We start from the raw sequence: 12959 nt of genomic DNA, 5'->3' as shown, positions 1-12959 counted from the left end.
GTTTTACAGGTTTTATGGTACTATTCTCTTTTCTATGACCGCCGCTTCTCATTGTTTTGCCGGCAGTTTCCTACCGAAGAAGCTTTTCTATTATATCGTTGTTTCTTCATGATGTCAAGCTGTTTTTTGAAATTCTTTTATCTTGACGAATGCAAGTTCATTTCAATGTTTCAGCTGTGTGTGCGCCGCCTCTGTTACGAGACAACTTCATTAGTATACGCTCTTTCAGCCCGACTGTCAACACCTTTTTGAAAGTTTTTTCATTTCTTTTTTGATATTAACCAAAAACTCTGCCATCCGCTAATTAGCTGGTTTTAAGAGCAGTCAATTAACTATTTTTCCGACAGGTTTTATTTTTTTACCCACATGATTATTGTTTAAACACATAAATAAAATGTTTTATTATTTTATTTTCCAATCCCAATCTTTTCCTTATTATATAAAGGAGCTCAAAATCCTATGATTCTGAGCTCCTCGTTCATTGAGTCATCAGTTTTAGTCGATGGGTTTCATTGTCGGGAAAAGAATAACGTCTCTGATACTATGCTGATTGGTAAATAACATCACCAATCGATCAATTCCGATTCCTAAACCACCGGTTGGTGGCAGACCCACTTCCAGGGCATTGATAAAGTCAGCATCGTAAGGATGGGCTTCGTCATCACCATCTGTTTTCTTTTGTACCTGAGACATAAACCGTTCTTTCTGATCGATGGGATCATTGAGTTCGGAAAAGGCGTTAGCACATTCGGCGCCGTTTATATAGAGTTCAAATCGCTCCGTGTATCGCGGATCTTTGGGATCTTTCTTAGCCAGTGGTGAAATTTCGACTGGGTGCATGGTCACAAAGGTTGGCTGGATGAGTTTATCTTCAACGAATTCGTCAAAGACTTCGGCCATAATTTCACCGACACTATTTTTTCCATCCACATCCACATGCAGTTCTTTGGCTGCGGCTCGGGCCACTTCAACATCGGTCATGACGTCAAAATCAACATTAGTATGTTCTTTGACTAAATCGACCATTCGTGCCCGTTTGAATGGAGCGGCCAGACTGATTTCCTTTTCGCCATAAATAACGGTTTCGGATTTGTTGACTTCTTTGGCCAGAAAACTATAGAGTTCTTCAATCATTGTCATCAGGGCATCATAGTTCGCATATGCCTCATAAGACTCCAGTAAGGTGAATTCAGGGTTGTGGGTGGCATCCATTCCTTCGTTTCTAAAAACCCGGCTCATTTCATAAACCTTGTCAAAACCGCCCACGATCAATCGCTTGAGCGGCAGTTCCAGCGCGATTCGGCAGTACAAAGTGATATCCAGGGCATTATGATGGGTCACGAATGGTCTGGCATTGGCACCGCCAGCCAAATTGGAAAGCACCGGTGTTTCGACCTCGATAAAATCTCGGGCGTCATAAAATTCCCGTATTTTCCGCATGATCAGTGATCGTTTCTGGAAAACATCCTTTACTTCCGGATTTACAATCAGATCCACATAACGCTGTCGGTAACGAAGCTCCATATCTTTTAGACCATGATATTTTTCCGGCAGAATCTGCAAGGATTTGCTCAGTAGTATCAGTTCTGAAACTCTGACCGAGATCTGACCCATTTTTGTTTTGAATATTTCCCCTTTAACCCCAACGATGTCGCCGATGTCATAGGTTTTTATTTCGTCATATATATCTGGCAGGGCATCTTTTTTCAAGAATAACTGAATTCTTCCGGTGGAGTCCTGGAGATCATAAAAGGATACTTTTCCCTGGCCCCGTTTAGACATGATCCGGCCTGCCATGGTTACTTCTTTTTCTTCATAGTCATCATAAGACGCTTCAACTTTTTGGGCATGGGCACTTACATTGAAACTGGTTTGTTCAAAGGGATTCTTCCCGGCATCTTGTAAATTCTTTAATTTTTCTCTTCTTATTTCTAGAAGTTCGCTAAGATTTTCTGTTGTCAATGTCTACTCCCCTATCTACGTATTTCTAAAATTTGATATGCCGCTTCACCGTCAGGAATTTGTACCTTCACGGTATCACCTACCTTTGCGCCCAGCAAAGCGGACCCAATCGGAGACTCATTTGAAATACGGTTGTTTTTCGGATCAGATTCCGCCGATCCGACAATTTTATATTCCGCGACAAAATCTAATAATGGATTCTTAATTTTAACGATGCTGCCAACGCCCACATCGTCTGTATGAATATCTTTTTCCACAATAACAACTGCTATTTTAAGCTTGTGTTCCAGCTCCGAAATTCGGCCCTCAACAAACCCCTGTTCATTTTTGGCTTCATCATATTCGGCGTTTTCACTTAAATCTCCGAACTCCCGGGCTGTTTTAATCCGGTCGGCGACCTCGTGGCGCTTAACTGTTTTTAAATATTCCAGTTCTTTTTTTATGTTATTAAAACCATCCTCGGTTATAACTAATTCTTTTCCGTTCATGTTCATTATATTCCTCCATCTGACACGATTCTTATTCTCAATCACGAGTGTCAATTTTTCTTTCTATTTTTTGTTTTATGCCTTATTTTCGTTTGACCTTATTTAGTTGGCTTACTTACCGATAACGGTTTTTCCCCACATATAGTGCACCAGTTTTTCCGGAACGATAACTGATCCATCAGCTTGCTGGTAATTTTCTAAAATTGCGGCAAAGGTTCTGCCTACTGCCAGTCCCGATCCATTGAGGGTATGCAGAAAGCGGGTTTTCTTGGTTTCGCCATCTCTGAAGCGAATATTTGCCCGTCTGGCCTGGTAGTCTTCAAAATTCGAACAGGAGCTGATCTCGACATAGCGGTTGTAACTTGGCATCCACACTTCAATATCGTAGGTTTTGGCCGAACTAAAGCCCAGATCTCCAGTACATAATTCAACCACCCGGTAAGGGATCCCCAATAATTGTAATATCCGTTCCGCATTATTCGTTAAGGATTCCAGTTCTTCGTAGGATCGATCGGGATGAACAAATTTAACCATTTCCACCTTGTCGAACTGATGATTACGGATCAACCCCCGCGTATCACGGCCGGCTGAACCGGCTTCCTGTCTAAAACAGGGAGTATAGGCGGTAAAATATTTGGGCAATTCTTCTTCGCCCAATATTTCATCGCGATAGATATTGGTTACCGGCACCTCTGCGGTTGGCACCAGAAAGAAGTCCTTGCTTGGTAAATGAAAGGCATCGTCTTCAAATTTTGGCAACTGTCCAGTACCGGTCATACTTTCCCGATTCACCATAAATGGTGGGGAGATTTCGGTATAATGATGTTCTTCGCAATGGGTATAGAGCATGAAGTTAATCAGCGCCCGTTGCAATCGGGCCCCCTCACCTTTAAACATGCTAAATCGGGCGCCAGTGATTTTAACTGCCCGTTCAAAATCCAGGATGTCCAGATCAACGCCAATATCCCAATGGGCCTTGATTTCGAAATCAAATTTTCGGGGTTCGCCCCATTTTCTGATTTCCAGATTATCGGTGTCGTCTTTTCCAACCTTGACTTGGGGGTTGGGAATATTCGGGAAATTCAATAGCTGAGTTTTGATCTCATCATCGATTGTTTTGACTTCTGCATCGAGATCTTTAATCGTATTAGACAGTTCCTTCATTTCGGCAAAAATTTCGGTGCAATCCTTATTTTCTTTCTTTAAAACCGGAATTTGTTTGGACACGACATTTTGTCGGCTCTTCATTTCTTCAACCTGGCCTAATGTTTCCCTGCGTTTTTCATCTAATGCGGTTATCACGCTTAAATCATATTGACCGCGTTTGTCCAAACCGGCCTGAACTTCTTCTTTATTTTCTCTGATGCGCTTTATATCGAGCATTTTTTCCTCCTGCTTTTAAAACTTATGATCCTATCCTACTGAGTTACCCCAGAAAGTTGCTGTAGCTGAGCCAGAACCTGTTCCAACTCACTTATTTTTTGTCCATACCCTGCCCAGTTACCAGCTTTTTGCGCTTCTTGTGCTTCTTTGAACAGAGCATTTGCTTTAACCACTAATTCTGCATTGGTTGAAGTACTGCCGGTGCTTTGAGCTGGCGGGTTGTCACTTAGTAATTCCTGAATGTCAAAAACCTGTGCCAGTGCCAACTCCAGGGAGTCAGCCATAACTATTTCATTCTGGTAACACACCACCACTTTTTTTAATTCCGGCAGATTATTTTCTCCACCAACGGCTTGAATATAAATTGGTTCGACATAGATAATCGCATTTTCAATCGGTATCGACATCAGATTTCCCCGCAGAACCCGGGAGCCCTGCTGACCTAAAAGGGTCAACTGCGGTGAGATGATCGTATCCTGATCGATCCGCTGTTCAATCTGCATCGGTCCATAAATCAACTGCTGTTTGGGGAACTCGTAGAGGATCAACTGCCCATAACCGGCACCATCCGATACTCCTGCCAACCAGGCAATCATATTATCCTTATCTTTTGGTGTAAAGGGTACGGTCAGCATGAATTCTGCTTGCCGATCTGGCAGTTCCATAATGGTATAAGCCGATTCGACTGGTACCTCAGCTTTTTCAGATTCATAAAACTGAGTTGCTGTCTCCCACTGATCTTCCTTATTATAGAAGACTCTGGCGTTTGACATATGATAGGTTTTATAAATATCCGATTGAATGTCAAACATCGTTTTTGAATAGCGTAAATGTTGTTTGATTCCTTCCGGCATTTCTGAAAGATCTTTCAAAAATCCGGGGAATATTTTACTGTAGGTTTCCAGAACCGGTTCATCATCAACCTTATAGAAGGTCACATCGCCATTGTAGGCATCAACAACCACCTTCACCGAGTTACGCACATAATTATCGCCGGCTTCATCATAGGGCTGTGAGTAAGGGTAGCGATCACTAGTGGTGAAGGCATCAACAATCCAATACAAACGGCCTTCTGAGATCACCATGTAGGGATCACTGTCATAGCTTAAAAATGGAGCAATGGTTGAGACGCGTTCTGAAATATTGCGATGGATCAGCATTTTGCTGTCATCCGTAATTTCATTTGCCAAAAGCAGTTCCGATGATCCATGATAGAGCGCAAAGGCCAGTTTGTTGATAAAGGACATTTGGATCCCCGCTGTCCCCGTGTAGGTTACCTCCTGGTTATCATCACCCTGAGGATAATCAAACTCGGCGGTGGTACAGTTGGTGACAACGTAGCCGTAGTCATTTTCGCCGAAATAAATCCGGGGTTCGTCAATGACCAGTTCACTCACGTCGGTAACCGGAGGAATATCTTTGACGATCAGATCCGGCTGTCCGACATTGTTTGTTTTGTTGACCGGTGACACTGCTGTTCCAAAGCCATGGGTATACTTCAAGTGCTGATTGACCCAGGTCTTCGCTTCATTTGGCAGCAAGGTATTGTTCATTTCCCGGGCGCCCAAGAACACCTGGGTATAGACACCATTGACAAAATAGCGATCCACATCAACATCATAAAATTGATAGTAGTTCCTGATCCCCTGTAATGAATTATACATTTCCTGGGTTGGTATCTGATCGTTAATGGGGATATTATCGATGGTTATTTGATTTTCTTCAATTTCTTTTGCCGTTATTTCCTGAGTTCCTGAAAACTCTCTTGTTTCAACATTGGCTAAATCATAAGCCTGTTGCGTATATTCAATATTATTGGCAATATACTGTTCTTCTTTGGTAAATTGGTTAGGGATCACAATCAGCGATTCATAGATTCCCTGGGCTGCTCCGCCTAAAATTACCACTACAATTAGCAAGACCGGACCGGCCCCCATGAACAGATATTTTTTCTTGTAGCCGGCAAATACCGACGTAACCGCCAGAACCAGACATAGAGCGCCTTTAATAATGATGACCTTCAATCCGACATCAATATCTGCGGCACCAGCTCCATAGACGATCCCGGAACTGGAGTACAGCAACTGAAAAGCTTCTAAAAAGCTACCAATCGAGAGGATTAAAAAAAGCACTCCTAAAAAAATGCCGATCTGCCGGGATGCAATCTCAAGATAGGATTTGAAGATCCCCTTGGCATTGTCTTTAATGGATTCAAGGTCTTGCTCCCGGTTGAATTCGATTTTTTTGCCCTGATAGAGGATATAGGCCGTATACAAAAAAGTTAATACGACAATGACCGCAAAAAAACCGATAAAAATGGAAAAGACTTCCTGGTATAATGGCAATCCAAAAAAATAAAGGGCCAGATCCTGATTAAAGATAGGATCTGTCAAATTAAATTGAGTCTGATTGACGAATTCCAGTATTTGGTACCAAAGCCGGTCTGAGATCATAATGGTCAGGAAAAAAGCGACCACACCACTCACACCAATTGCAAGGATATTTTGCTTTTTCGTTGCCTTCTGGACACTCCCGATGTACCTTGCGGAAATGCGATTAAGCAATTTTAAATAAAAAAACAAAATCAGTATCAATCCAATAAAGATTGGAATACCTATTTGTGTTTTTGTCACGAGTTCCTTAAAGAAAATTTCAGTATAGCCCATTTCCACAAACCAAAGATAATCAATATAAAATTGATTCAGCGATAATAGAATGGCGAAAATCACGAACAACACACCTAATCCAATTAAGAGTGTTTTGTTTCTTTTTCTCATTTTTTCACTTCTTTCCTGATAGTATCGTATTTTTCTCTAATTTTATCATTATATCACATTTTCGTGATAATTCATTAATAAAATGTATTATTTCCGATTAAAAGAGGATCATTCATAAATTCAACTTTTTTCATTTGCCGGTAAACTTAATAAAACAATCCGATCAGCCTTGAATCGGAAAGTCAAAATAAGTTTCGGGATATGGCTCTTCGGTCAGGGTAAAGTGCCACCATTCTTGCTGCAGTGGTTCAAACCCCTCTGAACGCATCAGATAGCGAAGCTGAACCCGGTTTTTGCTTTGTTCCAAGGTAAGATGGTCATAGTCGCTATAGGAAATCTCAGAAAAATAATCAAAAATCCCGCCCATATCGATTTCGATCCCTGTTTCGATTTTTACCACCGTCAGATCCACGGTACTGCCGCGGGTATGAGAAGATTCCGGGGCGATAAAACCGCCATCGAAAACTTCCTGTCGGGTCTTCTCCGGATAATAAACGCTTTTGGTTTTGTGATCTTCTTCCATCTTTCCCCATCGAACAAAATGATCGACTGCCCGTTTAGGACGATATCCGTCAAAAACCTTTAATCCAAAACCTTCTTCCAGAAGTTGTTTTTGAACTCTCCCTAGTGCAATCGTCGCTTTTTCAGTCAATAAAATGATGGGGGCGTTATAACCGTCAATTCTTTCACCCACAAAGTTATCTCCCGTATAGTATTTTACATCTGTAATGATTCCCGGAATTTCCATGGCAATATCCAGAAAATCATTGGGACGTACAATCATAATTTTTTTCATTGATTTTCCCCTAGTTTCACGCTTTAAAATGTCTATTTCCCTATTTTATACGATGATTGACATGATTACCAGTAATAATTATCAAAATCTATGAAAGCATTAAATAATCTACCCTATTATTGTAACGCTGAATTATATAGTAGATCATTTAATGCTGAATGCTTTTATTATTTTACAATGTCCAGCGAAATTCGGCCATCTAGAATTTCGACAATACGGTCTGCTTTTTCAGCAACCCGCCGATCGTGGGTAATGATGATAAAAGTGGTTCCCAGTCCTTGGTTGATCTTCCGGAAGAGTTGATAAATGCTGTCGGTGGTCTGCGAATCTAAATTGCCAGTGGGTTCGTCGGCGAGAATAATTTTAGGTTGATTCATCAGCGCCCTGGCAATGGCTGTTCGCTGCTGTTGTCCCCCTGACATGTTGGTCGCCAAATTGTTTTCCACCTTTTCAAGTCCCACTAGATTCAGTATTTCCTTGGCCCTGGCCTGACTTTTTTTATCCGCCTTGCCATTAGCGATCCGATATGGCATCAACACATTTTCCAGAGCGGTAAACTCCGGCAACAGGTAATGAAACTGAAATACAAAGCCCAATGTTTCGTTTCGCAAATCAGCCAACCGTCCTTTTGACATATTTTGGGTGGAGACGCCGTTGATAATCACTTCCCCTTTAGTTGGTCGATCAAGAGTTCCGATGATATTAAGAAGGGTGCTTTTGCCGCTGCCGGACTCGCCGATAATGGCGTTAAAAGAGCCGGTTTTAAAGCCCAGATTCAGTTCATGAAGAGCGACCGTTTTAATCGTCTTGCCATAGACCTTTGATACGCCTTTGACTTCAACCACAAAATTATCCATTTTTAATTACCTCCATAGGATCCAGCTGGGACACGCGAATGGCTGGAATTAAGGCAGCCAGAGTTGAAGCTGTGATGGCAATTCCCGCTGAAATGCCAATAAAATACCAATCAATATAAAAAGGTACCAGCGAAGAACCATCAGGGTTCGTAACAAAGGTGGCAAACGACCAGCTTAGTCCGATTCCCAAACCGATACCGACAAAAGCCCCCAGAATCCCAAGCAGAAATCCCTGAAACAAAAAAACCAGACTGGCTTTGGGATTATGCATTCCCATGGCCTTTAAAATTCCGATCTGTCTGGACTTCTGGACGACACTGATGGCCAATACACTGGCGATGCCCAATACCACTGATATCATCACAAAAACCTGGATCATTAGGCTTGAGGCGGTTTGACCTGACAGCCCGGATAATAACGCGGCATTTTCTTCTTTCCAGTTTGTCACAACTAAGCTATCATCATTTAAGCGCTTCTCCACAGCCATTGCCACTTCCTCTGCGACGAAGACATCGTTTAGCTGCATTTCGATCTGTGATACGCCTTCACCAGTTTCCAGAAATGTCTGAGCAGTGGCTTCATTTGCCAGAATCCATGATTCATTTAAAGATTTCACCTGCAAATCAAAAAAACCGGTCACCAGAAATTCTCCTGTCTTTCCGACGGGGGTGATCATTTCAATCGTATCACCGATTTTTATATTTAAATTTTCAGAAAGATCTTTTCCAATAATGACTTCATTTTCATTTGTCCCCAACTCTCCTTTGACCACCCGCTCTGTTATTTTATAGATTCCCTGGGCAGCATCCCAATTAAAACCTCTCAAAATAATGGTAGTCGACTGATCAGATGTTTTTAAAATGGCCGGTCCCTGGGTAACTGCGACGAGGTTTATTATTTCTTCGGGATTGGCCGCTTTGATTGTTTTAATTTCAGCCTGGGGATCTAAAATAAAATCACCGTCTTCTTTTGGGGAAACGGTAATCTGGGGTGCGCTTCCCACTGTTTTATCGACCAGACTTTTTTGGAGACCGGTGATCAGCGATCCGATAAATATCTGAACCGATACCCCAATGGCAATTCCCAAGACAATCAGCGCAGTTTGTCCCTTACTGGATTTTAAAAACCGTAGGGCGATATCAAATGCCAGTTTCATTATTTTCCCACCCTTCTGAAATTCTCGCCACCGTGTCATAGCTATTCACATAATAATCGCCGCCGATTTCTTTTACTACCGTCAAATTATCTTTAAATGCTGCTCCACCTAGAACGATGCTGATATCCTTGCCCAAAATTTTTCGCACATCCTCAATGGTTCTCCTGGCGGCAACCAGATTAAAATAATTACTGACTCCCATGGCAATGACTTCTGGCCGCAAATGGACCATTGCCTGCAAAAGGGCTTCCGGCGGTGTATTACTGCCTAAAAAATAGACCTGATGACCGCATAAGGTAAAAAAATCGGAAATCATCCGAGCGCCGACATCATGGTATTCCTCAGCGGGACAAAAAACCAAAATTTTTTTCTTTCCCTTTCTTAAACTGTTACGCAATCCTTCATTCACTACCCGGGGATAGCAGTATTCAATCACAGTTCGAACCACCGATGTTCTAAAATGTTCTTTCCAGATCGCCACTGATTCTCTTCTCTCTTCCAGTTCCATTTTATTCTGGGCAGGAATTAACAAATCGGTGTATAATTCCACAATGCCAATCTTCCCCGTTTCCAGGGCATCCAGCGCAATTCGCACGGCATTGGGCTTATCATCCTTTTCCAGACACTCCACAAATTTTTCATATAACATATGCACACCATCCAATTTATAGATTATTCGTAATTTATACCCATGGGTTTTAAAAACAAACACCTCACAAGATTTAATTTACATCAATTCAAAAGAAAGAATCCCTGCAAATAACATTTGCAGGGATTCTTTTATGCTAATCTACTTTTAGAGGTCGATAACCCATTTTCCAATGCTTTCCAATTTTTCTGCTGTCAATCCACAGTCGAGCAAATAACCAAGCTCATCTAACGTGCCTTGTCCCAGGGGCACTAACGTCGCTCCTGAGTCACTTCCCAATGCAATGTTCACACCCATTGCATCTGCTTTTTTTACCATCAACTGATGTTGTCTGAAATAAGCTTCCGATACTTTTTGATATTTTTTCATTGGACTCGCATCATCACACCTGGCTATATTGGCAAAAGGTGCCAAGGTCGGCACCCAAACAACACCACGCTCACGCATCGCGTAAAGACAGTCATCATTTATTCCATAGCCGTGTTCAATGGTATCTGCGCCTGATGTCAAAGCCATCATAATACCCTCTGGCGTGTTGGCGTGAACCATGACTGATAAGCCCTTTTGATGGGCATGATCAATCATTTCCGAACATTCACTTTTAGAAAACCCGACCGGTCCTGAGGTACCCAATGCGGTAAAACTCATGATGCCGGTTAAAATAATTTTTATAAAATCTGGCTTTTGCTTAATGAGTTGATTCATCTTTTCAATGCCATCTTTTCCATTTTCTACTGAGTCCCCTAAAAAATCACCGTAATGGCCTTTTTTATAAAAAGCGCGAATGGGCGTCTTGACAATAAGACCGGAATCTTTTGAAATATCTCTGAGAATTATTCCAATTCCTGAACTATCCCCACCATCACGGATTGCCTGTACCCCTTTATTTTGATAGATTTGAACGAGGTCTTTCATCGATTCAATCGCTAGATCACCAGCGATATCAGACCGTCTCAATCCTCCGAATTGACCTAAACCACAATGAATATGACAATCGATCAGCATGTTTTTTTGTTTACGCAATCGTTATACATCTCATCCACTGCTTCAGATCCATTCGGGCTTGTTCCAATAATTGTTATTTTCACGTAATCACCAACCTATAAACCTGCGATGTCAAGAATCTTGATATTTTTTTCAAAATAAAAACTCCTCCATATAAGATGAACAGTTTAATCTCATAAACTGTCCTCCTTAAAATGAACAGCTTAATGATCTAAACTGTCCACCTTAAGAGGAGCATTTTAAAATTTCCGGCTCGGCCGGCATTCAGTTTTGTTACTGATTATTAAACTACTGGAGTTATTGGAGCAATTCCAGCCATATCAAGAATTTCGGGAATTCTGTTTTCCCAGCCTAATGACATGATGTGAACGCCTTGAGCGTAATCTTTACATTCTTTGATCAGACGTGCACAGATTTCCACGCCAGTATCGCCGGCTTTTGTTTTTTCTTTATCTGCCTGTAATTCTTTAATCATTTCATCTGGTACATGGACACCAGCTACATTGGCATTCATATATCGGCACATTCCCACATTTTTGGGGATAATCAGACCCAATTGAACTGGAACACCAAATTGTTTTGCTTGTTCCATGAATTTGATGAATTTTTCTGGTTCATAAACGCCCTGGGTTTGGAAATATTCACATCCAGCTTTCACTTTTGCTTCCATTTTTGCCAATTGGACATCAACAGAGTCACTACATGGTGACACAACAGCGCCCTTAGCAAACTTAGGAGGAGCGCCATCAATAGCATTGCCAGCAATGTCGAAACCTTCTTCCATTCGTTTTACGGCGTGAATCAATGACACGGAATCCAGATCGAAAACCGGTTTTGCTTGTGGATGATCTCCCAATGTGGTGTAATCCCCCGTTAACAGCAATAAATTTTCAATGCCTAATAATGCTGCACTTAAAACATCAGACTGTAAGGCAATACGATTTCGGTCACGGCAGGTAATTTGAAAGATTGGAAGTAGTCCCTCATCTTTTAATACCTTACATGTTGCCAATGAACCCGTACGCATAACCGAGGATTGGTTATCCGTTACATTCAAGGCATGAACCCGGGTTTTCAAATACTCATGGGCATCTTTAATCAGGTGGTCAAGTTCAACCCCTTTTGGAGGTCCCACTTCTGCAGTTAATACAAACTCGCCACGTTGAAACAACTCAGTTATTCTCATTTATAATTACTCCTAATCTTCTTAAATTATTGGTTCTTCTGCGTTTGGATTGTGATAGTTCCGCACTTTTGGTGCATCATATTTCATGTTATCCAGTTTATTCAGTTTTTCCAATTTTCGGTAAATTCGTTCCCATCCGCATTCCATTTCCTTATCTACTTCACACATGCCTTCTTTGGCACCGCCACATTGGCCGTTGAGCAGACTTTTTGAACATGCGGTAATTGGACAGATTCCGCCGGTACCATTGAGATAGCATTCGCCACACTGTCCACAATCGACATTTAGTGGTGTAACACCCTGGAATCCCGGTAATGGATAGGTATCGCAACAGGAATAGACTTTTTTGCTTTCAAATTGAGCAGCAACAGTCTGAACCCCAACGCCACAGGAAAATACCAGGATGGTATCAGCGGCATCAATGACATCGGTATGTTTCTGCAATTGCAGTTTCAGATTATCGGGATTACAGATATAATCCGTTGTAATGATCTGAGTCACACCGTTAAGGTCTTTTTGCAGTTCATCTGCTTCGTGTTCAGCGAAATAGACTTCTTTACAGCCGTGACAGTTTATGATCACAGTTTTTCCTTGAGCCAGTGCTTCGATTGTTTCTTTTGATTTTAGTTGGGTAATCAGCATATTATTTACCCTCCCTTATGGCAGTTTTTCCGATTTTAATTCGTTCAACAATTGGAAT

At 41.6% G+C, this 12959-nt stretch carries 11 protein-coding genes; all 11 read right to left on the bottom strand.

Annotation, left to right across the window (positions count from 1 at the left end; translation table 11 throughout):
- Positions 1-495: 495 nt before the first annotated feature.
- The 11 genes from lysS to ACEW8F_RS13490 all read right to left on the bottom strand — a co-directional run bounded on the left by lysS (position 496) and on the right by ACEW8F_RS13490 (position 12901).
- Positions 496-1962, bottom strand: coding sequence for a lysine--tRNA ligase (gene lysS, locus ACEW8F_RS13540; RefSeq protein WP_373483997.1), 1467 nt, complete (start codon positions 1960-1962; stop codon positions 496-498).
- An 11-nt stretch (positions 1963-1973) separates the two neighbouring features.
- Positions 1974-2450 carry a transcription elongation factor GreA gene (gene greA / locus ACEW8F_RS13535; RefSeq protein WP_373483998.1) on the bottom strand — a complete coding sequence of 159 codons (477 nt, stop codon included), beginning with the start codon at positions 2448-2450 and terminating at the stop codon, positions 1974-1976.
- A gap of 111 nt (positions 2451-2561) precedes the next feature.
- On the bottom strand, positions 2562-3833 hold the full coding sequence (serS, locus tag ACEW8F_RS13530; RefSeq protein ID WP_373483996.1) for a serine--tRNA ligase: 1272 nt from the start codon (positions 3831-3833) through the stop codon (positions 2562-2564).
- Between the two features lie 35 nt (positions 3834-3868).
- Complete coding sequence (locus tag ACEW8F_RS13525; protein ID WP_373483995.1) at positions 3869-6610, bottom strand: UPF0182 family protein; 2742 nt, start codon at positions 6608-6610, stop codon at positions 3869-3871.
- A 163-nt stretch (positions 6611-6773) separates the two neighbouring features.
- Positions 6774-7406 carry a M15 family metallopeptidase gene (locus ACEW8F_RS13520; RefSeq protein WP_373483994.1) on the bottom strand — a complete coding sequence of 211 codons (633 nt, stop codon included), beginning with the start codon at positions 7404-7406 and terminating at the stop codon, positions 6774-6776.
- 167 nt (positions 7407-7573) lie between these two features.
- Positions 7574-8263: an ABC transporter ATP-binding protein gene (locus ACEW8F_RS13515; protein ID WP_373483993.1), complete on the bottom strand. Its 690-nt coding sequence runs from the start codon at positions 8261-8263 to the stop codon at positions 7574-7576.
- Positions 8256-9419: an ABC transporter permease gene (locus tag ACEW8F_RS13510; RefSeq protein ID WP_373483992.1), complete on the bottom strand. Its 1164-nt coding sequence runs from the start codon at positions 9417-9419 to the stop codon at positions 8256-8258. Before ACEW8F_RS13510 ends, ACEW8F_RS13515 begins: the two co-directional genes overlap by 8 nt.
- A complete protein-coding gene (locus ACEW8F_RS13505) occupies positions 9403-10068 on the bottom strand; it encodes a B12-binding domain-containing protein (protein ID WP_373483991.1) in 666 nt (221 codons plus the stop codon). Before ACEW8F_RS13505 ends, ACEW8F_RS13510 begins: the two co-directional genes overlap by 17 nt.
- A 147-nt stretch (positions 10069-10215) precedes the next feature.
- Positions 10216-11091: an amidohydrolase family protein gene (locus ACEW8F_RS13500; RefSeq protein WP_373483990.1), complete on the bottom strand. Its 876-nt coding sequence runs from the start codon at positions 11089-11091 to the stop codon at positions 10216-10218.
- 265 nt (positions 11092-11356) lie between these two features.
- A complete protein-coding gene (locus ACEW8F_RS13495; RefSeq protein ID WP_373483989.1) occupies positions 11357-12259 on the bottom strand; it encodes a methylenetetrahydrofolate reductase in 903 nt (300 codons plus the stop codon).
- Positions 12260-12280: 21 nt separating this feature from the next.
- A complete protein-coding gene (locus ACEW8F_RS13490) occupies positions 12281-12901 on the bottom strand; it encodes a methylenetetrahydrofolate reductase C-terminal domain-containing protein (RefSeq protein WP_373483988.1) in 621 nt (206 codons plus the stop codon).
- Positions 12902-12959: the final 58 nt, after the last annotated feature.

The sequence above is a fragment of the Acetobacterium sp. genome, assembly GCF_041752335.1.
GTDB lineage: Bacteria > Bacillota > Clostridia > Eubacteriales > Eubacteriaceae > Acetobacterium.
The sequence above is the reverse complement of the archived record's forward strand: the minus strand, read 5'-3'. Positions and strand labels throughout refer to the sequence as shown.

Bases quoted from the DNA above. Each gene is read 5' to 3' on its own strand.
- greA (WP_373483998.1), bottom strand. From the start codon at position 2,450: ATGAACGGAAAAGAATTAGTTATAACCGAGGATGGTTTTAATAACATA.
- serS (WP_373483996.1), bottom strand. From the start codon at position 3,833: ATGCTCGATATAAAGCGCATCAGAGAAAATAAAGAAGAAGTTCAGGCC.
- ACEW8F_RS13525 (WP_373483995.1), bottom strand. From the start codon at position 6,610: ATGAGAAAAAGAAACAAAACACTCTTAATTGGATTAGGTGTGTTGTTC.
- ACEW8F_RS13520 (WP_373483994.1), bottom strand. From the start codon at position 7,406: ATGAAAAAAATTATGATTGTACGTCCCAATGATTTTCTGGATATTGCC.
- ACEW8F_RS13515 (WP_373483993.1), bottom strand. From the start codon at position 8,263: ATGGATAATTTTGTGGTTGAAGTCAAAGGCGTATCAAAGGTCTATGGC.
- ACEW8F_RS13510 (WP_373483992.1), bottom strand. From the start codon at position 9,419: ATGAAACTGGCATTTGATATCGCCCTACGGTTTTTAAAATCCAGTAAG.
- ACEW8F_RS13505 (WP_373483991.1), bottom strand. From the start codon at position 10,068: ATGTTATATGAAAAATTTGTGGAGTGTCTGGAAAAGGATGATAAGCCC.
- ACEW8F_RS13495 (WP_373483989.1), bottom strand. From the start codon at position 12,259: ATGAGAATAACTGAGTTGTTTCAACGTGGCGAGTTTGTATTAACTGCA.
- ACEW8F_RS13490 (WP_373483988.1), bottom strand. From the start codon at position 12,901: ATGCTGATTACCCAACTAAAATCAAAAGAAACAATCGAAGCACTGGCT.